The sequence below is a fragment of the Desulforamulus putei DSM 12395 genome, from assembly GCF_900129195.1.
In the GTDB taxonomy this organism is placed as follows: domain Bacteria; phylum Bacillota; class Desulfotomaculia; order Desulfotomaculales; family Desulfotomaculaceae; genus Desulfotomaculum; species Desulfotomaculum putei.
Window position 1 is genome coordinate 1 of record NZ_FQUY01000011.1, and the last position, 21,673, is coordinate 21,673.

Sequence of the window (21,673 nt, forward strand, 5' to 3'; positions counted from 1 at the left end):
CCATAGCATCTTAACCATAGTCTACCATATTTTAAAACGTAAGCAGCCATATATTGAGCTTGGTCCATCTTATTATGAAGAACGCAAACGTGATACTGTTATTAAGCAGTCCATCAAGAAGCTAGAATCGCTTGGAGTCAAGGTCATTGTTGAATCAGTAGCCTAATTTCTCTTGGTTAACATATTATCCTTCTGCTATCCGGAACCGTGTTTTTAAAAAAAGGTTAGTCCGGGTTAGTTTGTTATTGTCTTTTTCATGGCCATGTTGCTTTAATTTTCAGGATAGTATAAAGGTGGATGCCAGCTATGGGGCAGCCTTTGTTATCTACAATACCGCCTTTTCTTTGGGCTATCTGATAGGCCCCCTGATCGGAGGCGGCTGGCTGGAGTTTTTTTCTTTACCAAGTCTGCTAGTGGCTTATAGTTTTTTCCTTTTACTTGCAGGCCTACCTGTTTTAGCGCCCACGGGCAAAGGCCAACCGGCCAGGTAGATCTCCCTGTCTTATTATTCAAAATTATTAAACTGTTTTTGCTAGTGTTTCTTTGCCTCATCTCCTTGTGACCCCTCGACATGTGTGGTACCCTTTTTAAAACAGCTGTCTTGAGCTAGTGAGGGGATGATGATTTATGACTGACAAAGTGAAAAACGGCACTAGCTTGTTTCGTTTCTATGAACTGGTTGTGTTACAAAAAATACAAAATTCCAAGCCCAAGAAAAAACAGGCCGTTAAACCTGCTAAATGCGAGCCGGAAATTCTTTGTGATTGCTTCGGCCAGATGATTTACAGCCTCACCGTAAAGCCAGGTCTGGAGTAATGCAGTCAAAACAAAACCCGAGCGCCTGCACCTCATCATAAGTAAAAACCCAGGCAAACCTGGGTTTTTTACTTTGCTCTGTTCTTATACCTTAAATTGAACAACCAATCCCCTCAGTTCGTCCGACAGTTTACTGAGGGTTTCCGCAGTCCCGGTAACCTCTTCCATGGCGGCCGTTTGCTGTTCCATAGAGGCCGTTGCGTTCTGTTCCCCGCCCCCAGGGCCCAGGTATTCTGCTCAACCCAGGTGACCACATTCGGGACAGGCGGGATCCCGTTTAACTTCAACTTCTTGAAAGGTCATGGACAATGCGTCCATGGTCAGCAGGCGGCCCACCAGTAGGTCGCCCTGGCCAAGCAGAAATTTGACCGCTTCGGTGGCTTGAATGCAGCCGATGATACCCGCCACCGAACCTAAAATCCCCACTTCGGCGGTGGATTTCACAGCCTTGGCGGCAGGGAGTTCCCGGAAAATGCAGCGGAAGCAGGGACCCCGGCCCGGCAAGACGGTCAGAACCTGGCCCACCATGGAGAGAACGCCGCCGTATATAAAGGGTTTGCCTGCGGATATACAGGCCCGGTTCAGGTAATACCGGCTTTCCAGGTTATCTGTGGCATCCACCACGATGTCGTACTGCCTCACCAGCTCCGCCGCATTGTCCTGGCAAATACGGTAGGGGTAGACCTCCACCTGGATGTCCGGGTTGATGGCTGAAAGTTTTTCCCGGGCAGACTCCACTTTCAGCCGGCCCACATCCGCGGTGGCATGCAGAATCTGCCGCTGCAGGTTGGAAAAATCCACGGCATCGGCGTCCGCCAAACCCAACCGGCCAATGCCGGCTGCCGCTAGGTAGTAAGCCACCGGCGAGCCCAAACCCCCGGCTCCCACCACCAGAGCCGAGGACTTCAGCAGCTTCAGCTGTCCCTGCTCTCCCACGCCGGGCAGCATGATGTTGCGGTGATAGCGTTTTTTCTGCTGGTGGCTTAACGCCTGTCTGTTGACATCTCCGAACCCTTTAAGAAAACGCTCCTCAATCAGGTCTGCCACACCGGCGGTATCCGTTAAGGCAAAACGGGGAATTCCCAGTTCCAGCGGCAGGTCGCTGACCACAGCTGTCAGTTCTTCCGGAGAACAGACCGGCGAACCGGAGATCTCGGACCGAACCAACTCAATCTTGGGTTGGGGGCCTTTTTTAAAGCCTTCAAGCAAGACGATGTCCACCCCGGACATATACTCGAGAATCTCGGCCAGTGACAGTTCCTGCTCCAGTTTTTTTACCAGACCAAAGCCGGTGGGCGTGGCCAATGCCACAGTGTCTGCCCCGGCTTGGGCATGCCGCCAGGTATCTTTGCCTTCAATATCAAACGCAAAGACGCCCCGGTGGTGTTTAACGGTACCGACAAGATACCCGCGGAATTTTAATTCCCGGATCAACTTTTCCAAAAAGGTGGTTTTCCCCGAATTGGAACAACCCACCAGGGAAACAACCGGCGGTGGCGTTGTTTTAAGCCTGTACGATGTCAATGGAGTCCCCTACCTTTACAGGTCCCCCCTGCAGGACCCGGATAAAAATGCCTTCCTTTGGCATGACACAGTCCCCGGCCTGGTGATAAATGGCACAACGGGTGTGGCATTCTTTGCCGATTTGCGTCACTTCACCCAGGGCGCTCTCACCTATCTTCAGTTTGGTGCCAACCGGCAGAGAAACCAGGTCAATGCCCTCGGTGGTTAAATTCTCGGCAAAGTCACCCGGCCCCACCTTTAGCCCCATCCGGCGCATTTTTTCAATACTTTCCATGGCCAGTAAACTTACCTGGCGGTGCCAATCCCCCACATGGGCATCTCCCTGCAGCCCGTGTTCCACCACCAGAATACCTTCGCCTACGTTTTTCTTCCGCATTCCCTTTTTCGGACTGGTGCAAACTGCCACTATTTTTCCCATGGTTTCTCTCCCTCCCGTAAAAAATCGACGCTCTTGCCGCCGCTTTTGTGTACCAACCGAATATTTTGGATCACTATCGACTTGTCCACCGCTTTACACATGTCGTAGATGGTCAATGCGGCTACACTGACGGCGGTAAGGGCTTCCATCTCCACCCCTGTTTTGCCGTCGGTCTTAACGATCCCCCGGATCTCCACCACATTGGGCGGCACAAATTGAAAGTCAATGTTCACCCCGGTAATCATAATGGGATGGGCCATGGGGATTAAACCGGGGGTGTTTTTGGCTGCCATAATGCCGGCAACCCTGGCCACCCCCAGGACATCTCCCTTGGCCATGCCGCCCTGTTGAATCAACTCCAGGGTGGACGGAGACATCATGACTTCCCCCCGTACTTCTGCCACCCGGTGGGTTTCCTTCTTCTCCGTAATGTCCACCATGCGGGCATTGCCCCTGGCGTCAAAGTGTGTTAACTGGGACATGTTCTTTATCCTCCTATCTGGCTCATCACCCTGCGGTCCGTCCAACCGTCTTGCATGTGGTGCCGGCCAGGCTTGTGTCGAATAGCCTTCGCCATTAATGCCGCCAGTTCCTGTCTGCCGGCGCCGTTTCTTAAAGGGGTCTTCAGGTCAAATTCCTGGTTGCCGTACAGACAGGGACGAAGCTGCCCGTTGGCGGTCAGGCGCAGGCGGTTGCAGCTGCCGCAAAAATGTTCGCTGATGGCGGTAATAAAACCAATGGTTCCCCTGGCGCCGGGCAACCGGTAATATTTGGCCGGTCCGCTGCCGGTCACCTTGATTTGTGTCTCCAGGGGACCGAACTCCTGCTGCAAGCGCTGTATAATTTCTTCGGCGGAAATAAAATTCCCCACCGCCCAGGGGTTGCATTCTCCGATGGGCATTAATTCGATAAATCGAATATGCAGCGGCATTTCCCTGCTTAAACGGGCAAAATCCGCAAACTCCCCATCATTGACCCCCCGGACCGCCACAACGTTTAATTTTACCGGATGAAGCTCAAGTTCCAATGCTTTCCGGATGCCCCGCCAGACATCATCAAATTTTCCCACCCGGGTAATATCCTTAAAATTTTCAGGCACCAGGCTGTCCAAACTGAAGTTAACCCGTTTTAAACCGGCTTTCTTTAAATCCTCTGCCATGTCTGCAAACAGCACCCCGTTGGTGGTGATGGAGAGATCATCAATGGCAGGGTTGGCAGAAATTGCTTGAAACAACTCCAAGATATTTTTCCTCACCAGCGGTTCACCGCCGGTAATGCGAATTTTCCGAATGCCGATGTCCGATGCCGCATCCACCACCCGGCTGATTTCTTCCAGGCTTAATATTTCCCAGTGGGGGGTTTGTTTCACCCCTTCCGGGGGCATGCAGTACACACAGCGCAAATTGCACCGGTCGGTCACGGATATGCGGAGGTAATTGATATTTCTTTTATAATCATCCATCATTTTTAATGCCCCCTTTTTTGAGAAATGAGAAGTGGCATCTCACTTCTAAACGGTACCCACTGGAGCAGTCTTGCCACGGCCTGGTTTTTGGGACGCTCATAAATTTGCCGGGGCGTACCGGTTTGAATGATTCGTCCCTGGTCTAACACCGCCAACCGGTGAGCCAGGTATGGGATCTCTGCATAATCATGGGTAACAAACAAGGTCGCCATTTTCGTTCCTTGCAGCAATTTTGCCATGTCTAACAGCAGTTGTCCCCGGGTGGGGCTATCCAGACCTGTAAAAGGTTCATCCAAAAACAACACTTCCGGCTCCAGGGCCAGGGCCCGGGCAATGCTGACCCGCTGGGCCTCCCCACCGGAGAGAAAACGAACAGGGCCATCGGCCAGGTGTTGGATATCCAGTTTTTCCAGCCACAACGCCACCCGCCGGTCAATTTCTTTTTTGGCTACCTTGCGTAACCGGAGACCTGTTTCTATATTTTCGCGCACTGTCATGTCCAACAACAGGGGTTGTTGAAACACAAAGGCCATCCTTTTCCGTAATGGCAGCAGGTTTTTTTTACCGGCGGGCTCCCCTTTAAACAGCACCTGCCCGGAGGTTGGCTGTTGCAGCAGAGCCAGGATTTGCATGAAAGAGGTTTTTCCCGCCCCGTTGACACCGATGAGGGCCGTCACTTCACCTTCACGCAAAGTGAAAGTGTCAATATCCAGAATCCTTCTGCCATTTTTAATAAACTTGATATCCTTTGCTTCTAAAACAACCACTCAGGGACACCTCCCCCGCTGTTGGGCCGTGGTCAGAATCACTGTGACGGCAAAAGCGATGAATAAAAGGATTATACTGAAAGCTATTCCCAGTTCCTGCTGGCCTTTATTAACCGCCAGCACCGTGGCGGTGGTCAGCGTCCTGGTAGATCCAACCAGGTTGCCGCCCACCATCATGGAGGCACCCACTTCGGAAACGGCTCCCCCAAAACCGGCCATCACCGCCGCCAGCAGCCCCATGCGGGCCTCCCTGGCCATCAGCCAGAGCAGCTGCAGCCGGGAAGCCCCCAGGGATAAAATCTGCAGCATTAATTTAGGGTGCAGCTGCTGAAAGGCGGCCAACGTAAACCCGGTCACAATGGGAAAGGCAATGATTCCCTGGGCAACAACCATGGCGGCGGGCGTATACAACAGTCCCAGCATGCCGAAGGGGCCATACCGGCTGAGCAACAACCATACCACCAGACCCACCACCACGGGTGGCAAACCCATACCGTAATTGATGATACTCACCAAAAGGTTTCTGCCGGGGAAGGAAGTCAGGGCCAGGAGAAAGCCTATGGGAACACCGATGAAAACCGCAATCAAAGTGGCAGTACCGGAAACCTTTAAGGTTAATAAGGCAATTTCGATAATTTCTTTGTCTCCGGCCAGTAGAAGTTTAACGGCCATCACAAATCCATTCAGGAATACGTCCACTAACCAGCCACCACCATTATGTTTGAATAAGCATAACGACTTGTTGCACAAGGGCAGAGGAAATTTCCCCTGCCCCTGACTTCCCTGGTCGGTTTAGCCGCCGCCCACCGGCGGGAAAAGGGCAACCCGGTCACCGTCTTGTAAAACAGTGTCAAAGGGCTTATGCAAGCCGTTTATCAATGCGCTGAACACTTCCTCCTCCGGGATCCCATATCGCTTGATAACATCCCGGACGGTGGTTCCCTCAGCCAATTGTAACGTGATTAACTCGCCGTAACGAGTCCCCGTATATTTTTCCAGGCCTGTATATACCCTTAACTCAATTACCATGTCCAGGTCACCTCAAAGTTTATTATACTACAAATAGTCTGTCTCTGAACTAGAAATTAAATACAGAGTCTAACTCTTCATCGGTAACGTCGAATACAGTGTTGTGCGGAGCCAGTTTATCGGTGTAGAAGAATTCCGGCAGGCGATCATCCGCGTTGGTGAAGCCGGCCCTAGCATTAAATTCGCGCTCGTTCTTCAGGATGCTCTTGCCAAGTTCAACCACGCTGTCAACGGTCAGTTCCAGACCATATTGGGCGTTGAGCATCTCAACGATGGTGGGCAGGCCTTCGGGATTATCCAGTACAGCAAAGGCCACAAACAGGCACAGGCCGGTAGCATCCACGGCTGCGGTGGCAATTTGCAGGTTTCTGGACAGTTCTACCTGGCCTTCCGGCTTGGTAGGATCTACATAACCGCCCACTTTCAGGATGTTGGCGGTTACGGCATAACCGGCGGTGTGGTCGCCGCCCATGGGGGAAGTAGCGTAGGTAACACCGTTACCTTTGCAGGATCTGGGATCGTAAGCGGGGATGCCCTGTCCCTTAACCGCAGGAACTCTGGTTACGCCATAGGCTTTACCGACAAACACGGCGCCGTTGCCTAAGATGCGGCCGGCAGGGGTTCCCTTGCCCACTTCTTCCAGGGCCTTGATGGCAGCTTCGCCGTCACCGAAGGGAATGACGCCGGCCTCCATTAATACGCCCAGAGCAACACCCATTTCAATGGTGTCGAGACCGATATCATTGCAGAGGTAGTTCAGTTTGGCAACGACGTCCAGATCACTGATTTCCAGGTTGGGACCAAAGCACCAAGCGGTTTCATACTCGATGGGAGCACAAACTTTACCGTCGGGCATGGGATATACGTTGGAGCAGCGCATAACGCAACCGGGGTGGCAAGCGTGGGTTGCTTTACCGCCGCGGGCCTTGGCAACTTCTGCTAAGGTTTCGCCGCCAACGTTATTGGCCTTATCAAAACGTCCGACATTACCAAAGTTGCGGACAGGCAGGGTGCCGGCTTCGTTGATAATGTTCATCAGCACGTTGGTACCGAAGTTGGGCAGACCTTCACCGGTAACGGGGTGATCCATAAGGATCTTGGCAAATTTCTTGGCAGCGGCGGAGAAGCGCTCTTTGTCCTTAACGGGAACGTCGAAGGTCTTGGGAGCATCCACCACGATAGCCTTGATGCCCTTGGAGCCCATGACTGCGCCCAGCCCGCCACGGCCGGCGTAACGGCTGGAGTTGCCGTCGCTGTCATTGTTGGTTACACCGGCGCCCATCAGCATCATTTCACCGGCGGGGCCAATGCAAATGACGCCAACTTTACTGCCGTAGCGCTCCCGGAGGATGGCGGTCACTTCATAGGTGCCCTTCATGGCCAGGTCGTCGGCAGGCAGTAATTCTGCGCCTTCGGGAGAGATTTTTACCATCCAGGTGCCCTTCTCGGCAGGCTTACCTTCTATAATAATGGCTTTAATGTCCAGGTTGGCAAGTTTCTGAGAGCAAATGCCGCCGGCGTTGGACTCCTTGATGCCACCGGTCAAGGGGCTCTTGCCGCCAACAGACAGTCGGCCCGAAGAAGGAGCATTGGTGCCAGATAATAAACCAGGTGCGATGACTAATTTGTTAAACTCACCCAGGGGATGACAGGTCGGAGGAACTTCATCCAATACCAGTTGCGAGGTCAGCGCCCTACCGCCCAGACCCAAGTACTTCTCGGGACAATCTTCCCATTTGACTTGCTTTTTACTCATGTCAATCCGTAAAAACTTTGGCACAGCATATCCCTCCTTAATTTATAATACCTAACTAATTCGATTCGTGTTCGACTTTTCCTGCTTTTATTTATATTCAAAATATTTTTCGGAGTTGGCCCCCTTTCTATTGATGTCTTTGAATTCCATAGTTAAATGCAAACAATGTACCATAGGCCGAAGCTTTCTGAAATCTCAAAAAACAGCCAAAATGGTACAACCTTTCGTTCCAAAGTAAAACAGCTGTGTCAAAATACCACAGGAAAAGAGTACATTTTCGTTATATAATGGGAGAAGATATTGCGTGTGTTTAATTGTAAAAGACTGGGTGCAGGAGGTGCTGTCCTTGGGAGCCATTGAATTAAGGGGCTTTGCCAAACTTCAGGCAGTTATGAAAGAAAAGGGTTTTGGCTTTCCGGAAATGTACGAGGTGGGAGACGGCCTCACCGGTTACCAACTTCTGGAACAATTAGCCATACAGCAGGATGATGTGGAGGCCATTATGGTAAACGGCTCGGTTTGCAGTTTGTCGTACTTTATTAAACCCGGTGACAGGGTGGCCATCCTCCCCCCGGGCACACCGGGCCCCTACAGGGTGATTTTAGGTATTGTGGGAAAAAAGGATCAATAAAAATGAGGGGACACCCCCTCATTTTTATGAACCGCTTATATGAATGTTATATTCCTTTGCCTTGCGATACAAAGTGTTACGGCCAATTCCCAGCGCCCTGGCGCTCATACTGACATTGCCGTTGAAAAATTCCAGCGTTTCTTCGATGGCCCGTGCTTCCATTTCTTGCATGGAAATGGGAAAAACAGCCGTTATTCCTTTTTTCCCCATGGTGCGGTGTAAAGCCCTGTAAAGGGTTTGCACTTTCCGGTATAAATTCAGCAAGCTCTCCTCGTCCAACTGCTCTAAATGTTCCGGTTCGATGGTCAAAACAGGCGAAAAATCTTCGCTGCCCTTTGGTAATTCCCTCATTTCGGGCCTGCCGGCTTGCAAGAGCTGCCCGTTAATTTTCCCGGACAGGTGTTCCGGCAGCACCATGCTGCCGTCGCACAGGGCCAAAGCTTGTTCTACGGCATTGGCCAGCTCGCGGACATTTCCCGGCCAATGGTAATTCAGCAGGGCTTCCAGGCAGGAAGGAGAAAAGGTTGGCGCCGGACCGGCATTTTTATCCCAGAATCTATGAATAAAATGTTCCACAAACTGCGGAATATCCTCTTTCCTTTCCCGGAGGGGCGGCAGTTCCAAACGGACCACATCTAACCGGTAAAATAAATCCTCTCGAAAATGTTTTTGACTTACCGCTTCCTCCAAATCAACGTTGGTGGCGGCAATGATCCTCACATTTGTTTTAACGGGTTTCTCACCGCCAACCCTTAAAAATTCTCCGGTCTCGAGAACTCTCAGGAGTTTCACCTGAATGGCCAGACTGGCTTCCCCGATTTCATCCAGAAATAACGTGCCGTTGTTGGCTAATTCAAAGATCCCTTTCCGCTGGACGCTGGCCCCGGTAAAGGAGCCCTTTTCGTGTCCAAACAATTCACTCTCCAACAGGTTTTCCGGCAGCGCTCCGCAGTTAATGGCTAAAAAAGGTTTATCCCTCCGGTGGCTGGCTGCGTGGATAAACCGGGCCAGGACTTCTTTACCGGTGCCGGTTTCGCCGTGAATTAAGACGTTAATATCCTTGGTGGCAATGCGCTCGGCAATATTCACCAGTTTGATCATCTGGGGCGTTTTCCCCACCTGAAAACCAATCTGCTCCGCCACTTCGCTCCAGCTATAGGAACTCCTGCCCGGTTGTCCGGTTGTTTTCCCAAACAGCATCGCCTTTTCAATTAGCTGCTCAACCAATGCGATATCGTCAAAGGGTTTTTCTATATAATCAAAGGCGCCAAATTGGATAGCTTTCACCGCGGTCCGGGTGGTGCTGTAGCCGGTCATGATGATCACTTCGCACTGGGGTTGTACCGATTTAATATGCTGCAGCAGGCTCAACCCATCAGCATCCGGCAGTTTCAAGTCCACCATAGCCACGTCATAATTTTCACGGGCAATGAGTTCATGGGCTTGCGCTCCCGAGCCGGCTACACCGATGCGGTAACCTTTGGTCCGCAGCAGCCTGGTAAAAAATTTTCCTACAGGTTGTTCATCGTCAATAATCAGGATGCCCGGTGCACTGACCATCAGGTCTCACCCCCATTTTCATGTTTCAAGGGTAGCAGGAATCGAAATGTACTACCCAACCCCGGCCGGCTTTCCACTTTAATGGTGCCTCCGTGGGATTGAGCGATGCCTAAACTGACCGAAAGTCCCAGGCCAGTGCCTTTGCTGGCTTCCTTGCTGGTATAAAAGGGGTTAAAGATCTTATTCAGGTTATCCGGATCGATACCGCAGCCGTTATCCTTTACGGCAATGACCGCCCATTCCTTGTCCTGCTCCGTCTCAATTCCCGTGCAGATGGAGATGCATTTCTCCCCTTCGGTTTCTTCCAGGGCATCCCGGGCATTCAGCAGCAAGTTTATGAGCACCTGCTGCAATTGATGCCCGTTGGCCATCACACTGGGAATGTTTGGGTCCAAATTTTTCACGATCTCAATATTGTTACGGTTAATCTGGTAATGAATGAGGCTTAATACTTTCTCCACCTGTTCATTAATATTGGTTTCCGCAAAAGAGAATTGTCCCTGCCGGGAGAAGGAAAGCAGGTTTTGAATGATTTTTTTGCACCGCATGCCGCAGCTGATAATGTCATCCAACCACTCAGCCCGGGGGTCTTCGCTGCCCATGTCCCGTTGCATCATTTGGGCAGTGCCGATAATCACGGTCATGGGGCTGTTCAGCTCGTGAGCCACCCCGGCGGCCATTTCCCCGATGGCAACCATTTTAGCCGACTGCACCAGTTGGGCCTCCATTTTTACCTTCTCGGTGACATCCTTTGCATGAAGAATCACAGCATAGGTTTCTCCACCGGAGTCAATCATGGGGTAATAAAAAGCATCAAAAATGGTTCCATCGTTCTGGATCTGCCGGTAAACTCCTTTGCCGGTCCGGTGAACTTCCTCCATACTGCAATTTTCGCAGGGCGTATTTCTTTTCCACAGGATACTGTAACACTTGGGCTTTTCCTCCTGGTCATCAATACCCGGGACAATATTATTGTTTCTATGATTATGACGGAGCACATTATAACTCTTATCAATCAAAAAGATGGGGTCGGGAACCGCTCTAAAGGTTGCCTCCCATTCTTGTTTTCCCTTGGATACTTCTTTGTACAGCCTGGCGTTCTCAATACAAATGGCCAGCTGATCCGCCAATTGTTCGATAAAGGCCAGCTCGGAACTGCCGTAGGTAAAATCCTGATTATCGCCGACAATGAACACCCCGATGACCTGGTTTCTCACCTGCAGCGGCACAATGGCAGCCGACTTGAGGCCCCAGCTCTCCACCGGGTCCTGCACATCCTCCGATGAGCTTACACGCTCCCCTTCAGTGTTCAGGTTATAGAGAAGCCGCTGGCGTTCGGTATAGCACTTCCAGAGTATCGATGTCCCGGGCACCGGCTGCCCAAGGCGCCGGTTGTCCGGTATGGCCGCAGTCATGACCAACCGGTCTCCTTTGGCCAGGGCTAACCCCAAAAAACAGCAGGGCACAGCCTGGGGGAGTTTGTTGTAAACTCGTTCCACAATATCCGCCAGAGACATGTCAATATTGATATCTTTGATTAACTGGTGCAGAAGTTCCAATCGATTGATCTGTATCTTAATCTGCTCGTTGGAACGTTGAACTTCCAGGTAATAGTTAAGTTTGGAAGAGTTAACCCCTGTTAAATTCTGAATAATGGTTAATTTGTCATCAAACATCAGGCACTCCCCCTTTAAAGGGCCCTTCTGTACAAATCTTCAATTTCATCGGCGCTGCAGTCCCTGGGATTGGTCACCAAGCAGGCGTCCTTGAGGGCATTCAAACTAAGTTTCTGGATATGTTCCTCTTTCATGCCCACTTGGGACAGCCTTTCCGGTATGCCAATATCCCTGAACAGCCTGCGCACCGCGGCGATTCCCCTTTCAGCCGCCTTCCATTTGCCCAGCCCGGTGGTTTGCACTCCCATGGCTTCTGCGATATTGACAAACTTTTCGCCGCAGGAAATCATGTTAAATTCCATAACATAGGGGAGCAAAATCCCGTTGGTTTCGCCATGATGCAGGTCCAGTAGGCCGTCCACCTGGTGCGTCATGGCATGGGTGGCCCCCAAAATGGCGTTGGAAAAAGCCAGCCCGGCCTGTAGACTGGCCATGGCCATGGCTGACTTGGCCTCCAGGTTGGTCCTGCAGGCTACGGATTCCCGCAGGTTGGCAGAGATAAGACGAATGGCCGCCAGGGCATGGACATCCGTCAGGGGCGTGGCAGCCAGGGATACATAGGCCTCGATGGCGTGGCTCAAGGCATCCACGCCGGTGGCGGCGGTCAAGCGCGCGCTCATGGTTTGCAATAAAGACGGGTCCACAATGGCGATATCCGGAATCAATGACTTGGAGATAATAGCCATTTTAACCTGTCTTTGTTTTTCAACAATCATGGAAAACTGGGATACATCGGCGCCGGATCCGCCGGTACTGGATACCATGACCATGGGCGGCAGCGGGGAGGATATTTTGTTGACCCCTTCGTAGTCTTTAATTTGCCCGCCGTTGGTGGCCAAAATGGCAATGGCTTTGGCCACGTCAATGGGACTGCCGCCGCCCACCGCCACAATTCCGTCACAGCCGCTGGCCAGGTAATGACCGGCGCCCTCTGCCACTTCACAATCCTTTGGGTTGGTGGTCAAGCCGTACCAGACATAAGAACCAATGCCCACTTCTTTGAGAAAGGCCAGGGCTTTCTCCACCCAACCGGCCTCCATCACCCCTTGGTCGCTGACTAAAAATGCCTTTTTAATCCCCAACCGGGCAGCGCTTTCCCCCACCTGACTCAAGGCTCCCAGGCCAAAGATCACCTCGGGGGCAACGAATTTACTGATGTTTAGTAAACTGTTTTTGGGCATGGCCTTTGATACCTCCGGAATATTCTAAGAAACTTTAATCCTCCGTCTCAAATCCCAATAAAACATATTCTCCAAAAAAGTTTTCATCCCTGCACTGCGGAAAAAAACAGGTGGGCAAAGATCCCACCTGTCAGAACAGAATATATAATATAGGGGTTTATGATGGCAGTATTTACATAGCAGCCTTGAAGATGCCAATGACATCCTCCAGGGTGGCGGTTCTCGGGTTGGTAAAGCTGCAAGCATCCTTCATGGCGTTTTCTGCCATAATCTTCAGGTCCTCTTCCTTTACACCCAGCTCGGCTAAGCCGGAAGGAATACCGATATCGGCAGACAGCTTCTTGATGGCGGCCAGGGCCTTGTCGGCAGCTTCACGAACAGATAGTCCTTCTACGTTCTCACCCATGGCCACGGCAATGTCAACAAAGCGTTCGGGGCATGCGATCAGGTTGAAGGCTTCAACGTGAGGCAGCAGAATAGCGTTGCATACGCCGTGGGGCAGATTATAAAAGCCGCCCAGTTGGTGAGCCATGGCGTGAACATAACCCAGGGATGCGTTGTTAAAGGCCATACCGGCTAAGAACTCGGCATAAGCCATCTTGTCACGGGCCTCCATGTTTTGGCCGTTGGCTACAGCTTGACGCAGGTTTTGAGAGATCAGTTTGATGGCCATTAAAGCGGCGGAATCGGTTACCGGGGTAGCAATGGTGGATACATAGGCCTCAACGGCGTGGGTCAGCGCATCCATACCGGTGGCAGCAGTCAGAGCCGGGGGCATACCAACCATTAACAGCGGGTCGTTGATGGCTACGTTGGGAGTGCAGCGCCAGTCCACAATGGCCATTTTCACTTTATTGCTGGTGTTGGTAATAATGCAGAAACGAGTCATTTCAGAAGCAGTGCCGGCGGTGGTGTTTACGGCGATAAAGGGAGGCATCGGCTTGCTGCTCTTGTTGATGCCTTCAAAGTCACGGATGTGGCCGCCGTTTGTGGCCACCAGGCCGATCCCTTTGGCACAGTCGTGGGAGCTGCCGCCGCCCAGGGAGAGGATCATGTCAGCGCCGCACTCTTGATATACCTTTAAGCCGTCATGCACGTTGATATCGGTGGGATTCGGCTCAGCGCCGGCATAAACGGTAACCTTAATGCCTTCAGCTTCCAGCATGGCTTTGATGTCATCGGCCATACCGCCGGGGCGCCCCAGAAAAGCATCGGTAACGATCAGGACGTTGCTGCCGCCAAGGGTCTTCACCTGGTTGGGGATCTCCTTGTGGGCTCCAACACCCATGAGGTTAACCGTGGGAATAAAATAACCGTAAACCTGTTCGCCTAATGCCATGAAAGAACTCCTCCTTAATTTAAATTTATTTTTTTGGGGTATCTCCCCTTTGTTTTACTTGTCCATTTATAAAGCAAAGTCTGTGCCAAACAATTCATTATTCATAAAATTTTCTAACTTTACTGTATATTGCGACTATGGACATGTATTCTTTACTAGATAAAAGGGGCCTGTCACTGTCAAAATTCCTTCATGTGCGTTATCAGGACAAGGGACACGTGCCAAAACAGAACAATGCTCTAAGCTTGAACATTTTTTCTCCGGCAGGACTAATGGACCAGACGGCGAATAGGTGATCAAAAACGCCAGGATGTGATCTTAAATTGATGAAAACTCTTTTATTAACCCTCGCTTTCTCCCTTGCCCTGCTGGGGTGCGGTACTGTCACCGCCGACACCCCTCCTGAGTCCTCTGCCGGACCGACTCCCTCCCCACCGCAAAGGGTTACCATTGCCGCTGCAGGAGATTTCTTAATGCACATGCCGGTGGTCCAATCAGCCAAATTGCCGGACGGCTCCTATGATTTTAAGCCTATTTTTTATGAAGTGAAGGATCTCTTAAGCAGCCCGGACCTAACCATCGTCAACCTTGAAACCAGGCTGGCCGGCAAGGAGTTTGGCTTCTCCGGCTACCCCGCCTTTAATACGCCCGCAGCGCTGGCCTATGACATGAAGGACCTGGGGGTTGATGTGGTTCTTACCGCCAATAACCACAGCCTGGACCGGGGCTGGCCAGGGATTGTCAATACCTTAAATAACCTGGAGGCGGCCGGTCTGAGTCCTGTGGGCACCTACCGCAGCGCCGAGGAAGCCTGTAAAGTGTTTATGACGGAAGTTAAAAACATTAAGATTGGCATCCTGAACTATACAGAAAGCACCAACGGGATCCCTTTGCCAAAGGGAAAGGAATTTGCGGTAGACTTAATCAATGGGCAAAAAATGTATGATGATATCGAGAAATTAAAGGCCCGGGGGGCCGAGGTCATCATTGCTTGCCTGCATTTTGGCACGGAATACCGGCGTTATCCCAACGAGTTTCAAACCAAACTTGTGGAAGACCTGTTTAAACGGGGCGTAGACATTGTTTTGGGCAATCATGTTCATGTCATTCAACCCATGGATTTACGGAAAACCTCAACCGAGGATGGGGAAAAACAGTGTTTTGTGGCCTATTCATTGGGAAATTTTATTTCTAACCAGAGTTGGCGCTACTCAAACTGTGGTTTGATCACCAATGTAGAGCTGGAAAAGAACGGCGACCGGGTCACAATAAAAAAAGTTGATTATGTTCCGGTATGGGTGGATACCTATATAAAGAACGGACAAAAAAAATACCGGGTCTTACCGGTACAGAAAGCCATGGAAGATTACCGGGCCAATACCGACCCTCTGTTGACCAAAGAAGATTTTATAAAATTACAGGAAGTATGGCAGGATACAACGGCCCTCATCTCCGGCACCTGCCCGGTTATTGCGCCAAGGAACGTCCCGGGAGGAAGTAAGATATAATAGCATACGAAAAGGAGTCTGGTACCAATTTCCAGGCTCCTTTTGCGTTGCACCCCTCACACTTTATTATTTTTTACATATTATGGAATAAAACTGCAAAGAGAGGTGACCTGTGTTGGGCATAACAGAAAATACTCTGCAGAAACTTCGCATGGCCAACCTGGGACTAAAGATCTTGTTAGTGACTGTTGTCTGCAGTTCCCTGCTCATCGCTGTAGAATTTTTGGGATTAAAAACAATCTACCAACCGGAGGTTTTTCTACCCATTCATACCAATATAGAATTTTTTTGTGTTTTTGTGGCCTTAAGCACTTTCACAGTAACCTGGTATTCCTATCTAAATAACTGTTCATACTACAGTTATTTTATCGGACTCGGCCTGCTGGCGGTGGGTTTTATCGATCTGTTTCACTTTTACTCCTATGAAGGAATGCCTCACATTTTTACCAGGGCCTGCGCCAACAAGGCTACGCTGTATCATCTTTTGGGCCGACTGATTATGGCTGTTACCTTTCTGGTCAGTGTCTTATTATATAAGAAAAAGACTTGTTTCATCGGACGCTTTCGCTGTTATATGCTGGCAGTTACATTGACAATAGTAGGATTTGTTTTTACCATCGTAACCTGGAATCCGGATCTTTACCCAGTTATGTTTATTAAGGGACAGGGCCTTACGCAGCCTAAAGTATTAACGGAGTACTTCATCATTGCCATCTTGCTGGCAGCTGTTTTTGGTTATCTCAGGCTATATAAAAAGCACATGGACGGTTACCTGCAATTCATTATCATCACGCTCATTATTCTAGTTTTTAGTGAGTTGTGTTTTACCTCTTACCAGAGTTTATATGATACTGTCAATTTGTTAGGACACTTGTTTCGTTTTGCATCCTATGTTCTCATTTACGTAGCCATATTTTTAAATAATGTCAAACGCCCATATCTGGAACTGGTCTCAGCCAGGGAAGAATTAGCCAGAGCAAATACCGTTTTGGAAGAAAAAGTTCGCGAACGCACCCGGGATTTGCAAGAAGCCAATGAAAAATTGACCTGGGCCGCCAGCCACGATTCTCTCACCGGCGCCATCAACCGCATGGAATTTTCCAACCGGTTCAAGAAATTGGTGGAAAATCCTCGGGAACAGGCGGTTCACTGTGTGGTAGCCATTGATTTTGACAGCTTTAAAAAAATCAATGACACCTACGGCCACGCTGTTGGGGACGAATGTCTCAAGACCTTTGTCAGAGCCGCCCGGGAAGTGTTGCGACCTGCCGACTCGGTGGCCCGCTTCGGCGGGGATGAATTCATGCTGCTGCTCCCCAATACCCCCAGAGAGGGCGCCCGGGTGGCGGGGGAAAAGCTCAGATCTCATTTGGTAAAAATTGCTGATCCACCCTTTACCACTTCCATGGGCATTGCTGAATGGCCAAAGGATGGCCGCAAGGAAAAAGAACTGCTGAACAGGGCAGATAAAGCTCTTTACCTGGCCAAAGAAAAAGGAAAAAACAGAGTTGAGTAAAGGCTTCTGGACTTGTCAAAACATTCTGTGCTATGCTGATGAAAACTGCAGAGCGAGGTAATGGTATGCCATTGAACTTTAAGTTGGGTCTCTGCCAATTGCCGGTAACCGCTGAGAAAATTGTCAATCTTAACAATGCCCGCAGGGCAGTCAAGGAGGCCGCCAGCGGGGGCTGCCAGTTGGTGGCCCTGCCGGAAATGTTTAATTGCCCCTACGGGAATAAATTTTTCCCTGCATATGCGGAAGAATTTCCCGCCGGGGAAACCATCAATATCCTTGCCCACCTGGCTCGGGAACATTCCGTCTACCTGGTGGGGGGCTCGATTCCGGAAAGAGAAGCAGAAAATCTCTACAATACTTCCTTCGTGTTTGGACCCGACGGCAACCTGTTGGCCCGTCACCGCAAAATTCATCTATTTGATATTGACATCCCGGGCGGCATTACTTTTAAGGAATCCGCTACCCTCTCTGCCGGTGATACTGTCACTGTTTTTGATACCCCCTTCTGCCGGGTTGGTGTGGCCATTTGTTATGACATACGGTTTCCCGAACTATCCCGCACCATGGCTTTGATGGGTATCCACCTCCTGGTTTTGCCTGCTGCCTTCAACATGACCACCGGCCCTGCTCACTGGGAACTGACCATGCGGGCCCGGGCCCTGGACAATCAAATCTATGTTGCCGCCGTATCACCGGCCAGGGATGAAAAGGCGGATTATGTGGCTTACGGTCATTCCATGGTAACAACCCCCTGGGGAGATGTGCTGGTACAAGCCGACGAAAAACCCGCTGTCCTGACGGCGGATATCGACCTGCAGTACCTTTGCCGCATCAGGCAGCAGTTGCCGCTGCTCAAACACCGCCGGGAAAGCGTGTACCATGGCATAGGCCGTGGTTTTAAGGAATATGTTTGATATGGAAGGGAGGTATAAAATGGCGAAAAAACTGGTTGTTTTAGATCCCGGCCACGGTGGGCGGGACCCCGGAGCAGTGGGCAATGGCTTACTGGAAAAGGAGATCACTCTGATGTTGGCCCGCAAGGTTGCCAAAAGACTGGGGTTCTACGATGTGGCGGTAAAGCTGACCCGGGACGACGACACCTATCTCTCTCTGGAGGCCAGGGCTAATTTTGCCAATAACCTGGGAGCGGATTATTTCCTTTCCATTCATGTCAATGCAGGCGGTGGTACCGGATTCGAAAGTTTTATTTACAACGGTCCGGTAAACGCCAGCACTTCTTCCTATCGTTCAATAATACACAAAAACATTGTAGCCTTTCTAAAAAATTACGGCGTGGTCGACAGGGGGGAAAAAACAGCCAATTTTGTTGTTCTAAGGGAAACGATTATGCCTGCGGTGTTAATTGAAAATCTTTTTATTGATACAGCCAAAGATGCGGCATTGTTAAAGGATGATGAATTTATCAACGGGTTATGTGACGGGATCACCAGGGGGATTGTGAACGCTTTGAAATTATCCCCGGCCTCTCCGGAACCGGAACCGAAACCGACGCCAGCGCCTGAACCCACCCCAACACCACCCCCGGTGGGCCCGCCGGTTTGGAACCCTCAGCAGGAAATTCAGAAACTAAAGGAAGCAGGTCTTTTGGCCAATGATCATCCTGCCGATGCTCCGGTAACCTGGGGTGAGTTTGCAACCGTTATCAACCGGCTGCTCCACCGTATTAACAATGATTAATTGCATCCAGGTAACATAAAAATTAGGAAACATGTTGGCTATCAAAAACTTTAAAATGCTATAATATGCCTGGTGATTGAAATGAACTTAGCAACACTGCAAACGTTTATCGCTGTGGCCGAAAAGAAAAACTTGTCCCTGGCTGCCCAAGAAATTCACATTACCCAACCCGCCATCAGTAAGCAGTTAAGTGCGCTGGAGTCTCACTTCGGAACTGCCCTGGTGGAGCGAAAGGGCCGGGGTGTAAGCCTTACCCCGGCCGGGGAGGTATTTTACCGGCATGCCAGGGAAATCGTAGACCTTATGAACCGGGCGGAGCGAGACATCCGACAGATGTCCGGCGAGATTCGCGGCCGTATGATTGTCTGGGCCAGCACCATTCCCGGTCACTATATTTTGCCTCCCATTATCGGCGCCTTTAAAAAGGAATACCCGGACGTACAATTCGTATTGCACATCGGGGACTCCAAAGAAGCCATTCGGAAGCTGCTGGAAGAATCCGCTCACCTGGCTGCCGTTGGCATGCTGCCCAATAACAAGCGCATTGAAGGAGTTAAATTTTTTTCCGACGAGTTGGTGGTCATTGTTCCCCCGGAACACCCCTTTGCGGGTTCTCCGGAGATTACTTTACATGAACTGGCCCGGGAACCTCTGGTTTGGCGGGAAACAGGTTCCGGGACCAGATCGGTGGTGGAATCCCACTTAGCCCAGGGGGGCCTGACACCGGATAAACTGAACATTGCTCTGGAACTGGGGAGTACCGGAGCTGTCATTACAGCAGTGGAAGCCGGCGCCGGCGTTTCCGTTGTTTCTCGCTGGGCGGTATTAAAGGAACAAGCCCTGGGGAAGATTGTAACGATAAAGGTGAAGGACTATCCCATGCAGCGGGATTTATACCTGGTTTATCCCCGCCGTAAAAATAAAAGTCCCATGGTGGAGACCTTTATTCAGTTTGCACTGAAGCAAAATCCCCCTGCCTAGCAGGGGGATATAACTATACCTGTACAACTTCTTTAACTTCCGGAACAGCCTGCTTGAGCGACCGCTCAATCCCGTTTTTCAGGGTATAAACAGCGCCGGGTCAACCACCGCAGGCTCCCTTCAGTTTTACCTTGACAACGCCGGTGGCCTCATCAACATCCACCAGTTCAACATCGCCACCGTCTCTCTGCAGAAACGGGCGAACCTTATCCAAAGCCTCTTGAACCTTCTCACGCATTTTGTTTCACCCCCCTTGTTGCAGGTCCTAATCTAAAATATCTCCAGAACCGCTGCTCTTTAGTACAAAGAGTTTTAGTCCACACGCACAACTTCTTTAACTTCAGGAACCTGTTGCTTCAAAGTGCGCTCGATACCATTTTTTAACGTATACAGGGCTCCGGGGCAGCTGCCGCAAGCGCCTCTTAGCTTTACTTTCACTACGCCGTTTTCATCGCAATCAACAAATTCAACATCCCCGCCGTCTCTTTGGAGGAAAGGCCGAACTTGCTCTAATACTTCTTTTACCTTCTCTTTCATTGTTTAGCCTCCTTTATTAGGACAAACTTCTTATCCTGTGTTATAACCTCCATGTCACAAAATCATTGTAACCATTTTTATACAGCATGACAAGCAGTATTTGGTTATTTAATTAAAATGTAAGACCCTTCACAAAACATTAAAACCGAAGCAACATCTAAGCGCTCCGGTTTTGCCCAATATATAAATGTTTACATCAGGGTAACGGTAATAAGACAGTAACTGCTGCGGTCTTCTAATTGCTTTATTGTCTCAATCTGTTCTTCCAAGGAAGCATTTACTTCTGCCAATTGTTTTTGCAGGTCAGCACTCAACCCTTCTGTGAGCTTTGCTTCAAGTTCTGTCTGCCTGGCCTTGAGCTGTCTCATCTTTTCCCTGGCTTCCTTGTGCGTGACGCTTAAGTCCTTTTCGCTGGGCAGATAAGTGACAACATTGCCTAAACTTTGCAAGGAGCCAATGGCTTGCTGATAGCTGCTTCTGGGAATTTTTATACCGACGGTCCCGGTTTCATCCGAACCGGAGTAGGGCTGATAAACAGAACCCCCGCTATTTTGGACAATGGCATTCACAGACTTCAAAGCTGCTTCCAAATTCTCAACGTCCAACTTCAGGATGGCGCTGGCGGCAACCATGCCTTCACTGGGCTGAGGCACAAAACTTTCTCCCTGCCAAATACTCCTGTTGTTAGAAACGGTCACGGCTGCACCAGTCTTACCCGGGGTTGCGTCATCCCCAACATTGGGACCCAGGGAAGGGGGGGCAGGGTTGGTGACTGCGCCACCGGGTTCCTGAGGAGGGATTTGCAGGTCATCCAGGGGAACCGTCTGATCTTTGCCGGGTTGCTGTGGTTCCTGAACCGCAACAACCGTATCCCTGGCTCCGGGATCAACAGGAAGAAACTGGTTGCCTTCCTTCTCCCAAAGGGCTGTCAGTCCAATGGTCATGGCCATGACAGCTGCCACCGCAGCCATACGGTACCAGGTACTTCTGGCCACACCGCTGACCCGGTCTAACCAGCCTTTATACTGAGGTACCTGTTCAGGAGCAGGTAATTGTTCAATCTTTTCCATCAAGCCAGCCCGAAAACCGGCTGGCGGGGTCAGTTCAGGGAGTTCCTGCAGCAGGCGCCGGGTAGTCCTGAGTCTTTCCAGCTCAGCACCGCATCCGGGGCAACGGGCCAGGTGAACGCGCACCGCCTCCCGCTCGGCGTGAGTAAGCGCCCCGTCCAGGTAAGGTGACAGCATTTCTAAAACATCCTGGCAACGCACGGA

22 protein-coding genes are annotated in these 21,673 nt (G+C 50.6%); 7 read left to right on the forward strand and 15 right to left on the reverse strand.

From position 1 onward, the window contains the following. Positions 1-627 precede the first annotated feature (627 nt). On the forward strand, positions 628-816 hold the full coding sequence (locus BUB67_RS08490) for a hypothetical protein (protein WP_073238711.1): 189 nt from the start codon (positions 628-630) through the stop codon (positions 814-816). A gap of 237 nt (positions 817-1,053) precedes the next feature. On the opposite strand, the gene mobB is transcribed toward BUB67_RS08490, so the two are convergent. From mobB to BUB67_RS08530, 8 genes are all read right to left on the reverse strand, one after another. Beyond that, positions 1,054-2,340 carry a molybdopterin-guanine dinucleotide biosynthesis protein B gene (gene mobB, locus BUB67_RS08495; protein WP_238456994.1) on the reverse strand — a complete coding sequence of 429 codons (1,287 nt, stop codon included), beginning with the start codon at positions 2,338-2,340 and terminating at the stop codon, positions 1,054-1,056. Next, on the reverse strand, positions 2,321-2,758 hold the full coding sequence (locus BUB67_RS08500; RefSeq protein ID WP_073238714.1) for an MOSC domain-containing protein: 438 nt from the start codon (positions 2,756-2,758) through the stop codon (positions 2,321-2,323). Before BUB67_RS08500 ends, mobB begins: the two co-directional genes overlap by 20 nt. Next, a complete protein-coding gene (gene moaC / locus BUB67_RS08505; protein ID WP_073238717.1) occupies positions 2,746-3,240 on the reverse strand; it encodes a cyclic pyranopterin monophosphate synthase MoaC in 495 nt (164 codons plus the stop codon). The genes BUB67_RS08500 and moaC overlap by 13 nt, the downstream gene beginning before the upstream one ends. Positions 3,241-3,245: 5 nt before the next feature. Further along, positions 3,246-4,223, reverse strand: coding sequence for a GTP 3',8-cyclase MoaA (moaA, locus tag BUB67_RS08510; RefSeq protein WP_073238720.1), 978 nt, complete (start codon positions 4,221-4,223; stop codon positions 3,246-3,248). A 2-nt stretch (positions 4,224-4,225) separates the two neighbouring features. Next, positions 4,226-4,990: an ABC transporter ATP-binding protein gene (locus tag BUB67_RS08515; protein ID WP_073238725.1), complete on the reverse strand. Its 765-nt coding sequence runs from the start codon at positions 4,988-4,990 to the stop codon at positions 4,226-4,228. Beyond that, positions 4,991-5,689 (reverse strand): ABC transporter permease, encoded by a 699-nt coding sequence (locus tag BUB67_RS08520; RefSeq protein WP_073238728.1) that lies wholly within the window; start codon positions 5,687-5,689, stop codon positions 4,991-4,993. It abuts the gene before it with no gap. A gap of 93 nt (positions 5,690-5,782) precedes the next feature. After that, the gene (locus tag BUB67_RS08525) at positions 5,783-6,019 is read right to left on the reverse strand and encodes a MoaD/ThiS family protein (RefSeq protein ID WP_073238731.1); all 237 of its coding nucleotides are present in this window, start codon (positions 6,017-6,019) and stop codon (positions 5,783-5,785) included. A 49-nt stretch (positions 6,020-6,068) separates the two neighbouring features. Beyond that, positions 6,069-7,799, reverse strand: a complete 1,731-nt coding sequence (locus BUB67_RS08530) for an aldehyde ferredoxin oxidoreductase family protein (RefSeq protein ID WP_073238736.1) — start codon at positions 7,797-7,799, stop codon at positions 6,069-6,071. Between the two features lie 280 nt (positions 7,800-8,079). Here BUB67_RS08530 and BUB67_RS08535 point away from each other — a divergent pair, with 280 nt between their 5' ends. Then, on the forward strand, positions 8,080-8,406 hold the full coding sequence (locus BUB67_RS08535; protein ID WP_238456995.1) for a MoaD/ThiS family protein: 327 nt from the start codon (positions 8,080-8,082) through the stop codon (positions 8,404-8,406). 24 nt (positions 8,407-8,430) lie between these two features. Here the strand turns inward: BUB67_RS08535 and BUB67_RS08540 are convergent, their stop codons facing one another. The 4 genes from BUB67_RS08540 to BUB67_RS08555 form a co-directional block, all read right to left on the reverse strand. Further along, positions 8,431-9,966: a sigma-54-dependent transcriptional regulator gene (locus BUB67_RS08540; protein ID WP_073238739.1), complete on the reverse strand. Its 1,536-nt coding sequence runs from the start codon at positions 9,964-9,966 to the stop codon at positions 8,431-8,433. Then, on the reverse strand, positions 9,966-11,642 hold the full coding sequence (locus tag BUB67_RS08545) for a GAF domain-containing sensor histidine kinase (RefSeq protein WP_073238742.1): 1,677 nt from the start codon (positions 11,640-11,642) through the stop codon (positions 9,966-9,968). The genes BUB67_RS08540 and BUB67_RS08545 overlap by 1 nt, the downstream gene beginning before the upstream one ends. Positions 11,643-11,656: 14 nt before the next feature. After that, the gene (locus BUB67_RS08550; protein WP_073238745.1) at positions 11,657-12,823 is read right to left on the reverse strand and encodes an iron-containing alcohol dehydrogenase; all 1,167 of its coding nucleotides are present in this window, start codon (positions 12,821-12,823) and stop codon (positions 11,657-11,659) included. Positions 12,824-12,995: 172 nt separating this feature from the next. Continuing rightward, on the reverse strand, positions 12,996-14,162 hold the full coding sequence (locus tag BUB67_RS08555; RefSeq protein WP_073238748.1) for an iron-containing alcohol dehydrogenase: 1,167 nt from the start codon (positions 14,160-14,162) through the stop codon (positions 12,996-12,998). Positions 14,163-14,488: 326 nt separating this feature from the next. Here BUB67_RS08555 and BUB67_RS08560 point away from each other — a divergent pair, with 326 nt between their 5' ends. From BUB67_RS08560 to BUB67_RS08580, 5 genes are all read left to right on the forward strand, one after another. Further along, positions 14,489-15,670, forward strand: a complete 1,182-nt coding sequence (locus BUB67_RS08560) for a CapA family protein (protein ID WP_073238967.1) — start codon at positions 14,489-14,491, stop codon at positions 15,668-15,670. Between the two features lie 112 nt (positions 15,671-15,782). Then, entirely contained in the window at positions 15,783-17,186 is a 1,404-nt protein-coding gene (locus tag BUB67_RS08565) for a sensor domain-containing diguanylate cyclase (protein WP_238456996.1), read from the forward strand. Between the two features lie 65 nt (positions 17,187-17,251). Then, positions 17,252-18,100 (forward strand): carbon-nitrogen hydrolase family protein, encoded by an 849-nt coding sequence (locus BUB67_RS08570; protein WP_073238754.1) that lies wholly within the window; start codon positions 17,252-17,254, stop codon positions 18,098-18,100. Positions 18,101-18,119: 19 nt separating this feature from the next. Then, complete coding sequence (locus tag BUB67_RS08575) at positions 18,120-18,884, forward strand: N-acetylmuramoyl-L-alanine amidase family protein (RefSeq protein WP_073238757.1); 765 nt, start codon at positions 18,120-18,122, stop codon at positions 18,882-18,884. A gap of 81 nt (positions 18,885-18,965) precedes the next feature. Then, positions 18,966-19,865, forward strand: a complete 900-nt coding sequence (locus BUB67_RS08580; protein ID WP_073238760.1) for a selenium metabolism-associated LysR family transcriptional regulator — start codon at positions 18,966-18,968, stop codon at positions 19,863-19,865. A gap of 13 nt (positions 19,866-19,878) precedes the next feature. Here the strand turns inward: BUB67_RS08580 and BUB67_RS16175 are convergent, their stop codons facing one another. The 3 genes from BUB67_RS16175 to BUB67_RS08595 all read right to left on the reverse strand — a co-directional run bounded on the left by BUB67_RS16175 (position 19,879) and on the right by BUB67_RS08595 (position 21,670). After that, positions 19,879-20,103, reverse strand: a complete 225-nt coding sequence (locus tag BUB67_RS16175; RefSeq protein WP_159431823.1) for a NifU family protein — start codon at positions 20,101-20,103, stop codon at positions 19,879-19,881. A gap of 74 nt (positions 20,104-20,177) precedes the next feature. After that, positions 20,178-20,402, reverse strand: a complete 225-nt coding sequence (locus BUB67_RS08590; protein ID WP_073238766.1) for a NifU family protein — start codon at positions 20,400-20,402, stop codon at positions 20,178-20,180. Positions 20,403-20,593: 191 nt separating this feature from the next. Then, positions 20,594-21,670 carry a zf-HC2 domain-containing protein gene (locus BUB67_RS08595; protein ID WP_073238770.1) on the reverse strand — a complete coding sequence of 359 codons (1,077 nt, stop codon included), beginning with the start codon at positions 21,668-21,670 and terminating at the stop codon, positions 20,594-20,596. Positions 21,671-21,673: the final 3 nt, after the last annotated feature.

Coding starts and splice junctions, on each gene's coding strand:
- BUB67_RS08575 (WP_073238757.1), top strand. CDS start 18,120: ATGGCGAAAAAACTGGTTGTTTTAGATCCCGGCCACGGTGGGCGGGAC.
- moaA (WP_073238720.1), bottom strand. CDS start 4,223: ATGATGGATGATTATAAAAGAAATATCAATTACCTCCGCATATCCGTG.
- moaC (WP_073238717.1), bottom strand. CDS start 3,240: ATGTCCCAGTTAACACACTTTGACGCCAGGGGCAATGCCCGCATGGTG.
- BUB67_RS08590 (WP_073238766.1), bottom strand. CDS start 20,402: ATGAAAGAGAAGGTAAAAGAAGTATTAGAGCAAGTTCGGCCTTTCCTC.
- BUB67_RS08550 (WP_073238745.1), bottom strand. CDS start 12,823: ATGCCCAAAAACAGTTTACTAAACATCAGTAAATTCGTTGCCCCCGAG.
- BUB67_RS08570 (WP_073238754.1), top strand. CDS start 17,252: ATGCCATTGAACTTTAAGTTGGGTCTCTGCCAATTGCCGGTAACCGCT.
- BUB67_RS08555 (WP_073238748.1), bottom strand. CDS start 14,162: ATGGCATTAGGCGAACAGGTTTACGGTTATTTTATTCCCACGGTTAAC.
- BUB67_RS08545 (WP_073238742.1), bottom strand. CDS start 11,642: ATGTTTGATGACAAATTAACCATTATTCAGAATTTAACAGGGGTTAAC.
- BUB67_RS08540 (WP_073238739.1), bottom strand. CDS start 9,966: ATGGTCAGTGCACCGGGCATCCTGATTATTGACGATGAACAACCTGTA.
- BUB67_RS08525 (WP_073238731.1), bottom strand. CDS start 6,019: ATGGTAATTGAGTTAAGGGTATATACAGGCCTGGAAAAATATACGGGG.
- BUB67_RS08500 (WP_073238714.1), bottom strand. CDS start 2,758: ATGGGAAAAATAGTGGCAGTTTGCACCAGTCCGAAAAAGGGAATGCGG.
- BUB67_RS08580 (WP_073238760.1), top strand. CDS start 18,966: ATGAACTTAGCAACACTGCAAACGTTTATCGCTGTGGCCGAAAAGAAA.
- BUB67_RS08490 (WP_073238711.1), top strand. CDS start 628: ATGACTGACAAAGTGAAAAACGGCACTAGCTTGTTTCGTTTCTATGAA.
- BUB67_RS08560 (WP_073238967.1), top strand. CDS start 14,489: ATGAAAACTCTTTTATTAACCCTCGCTTTCTCCCTTGCCCTGCTGGGG.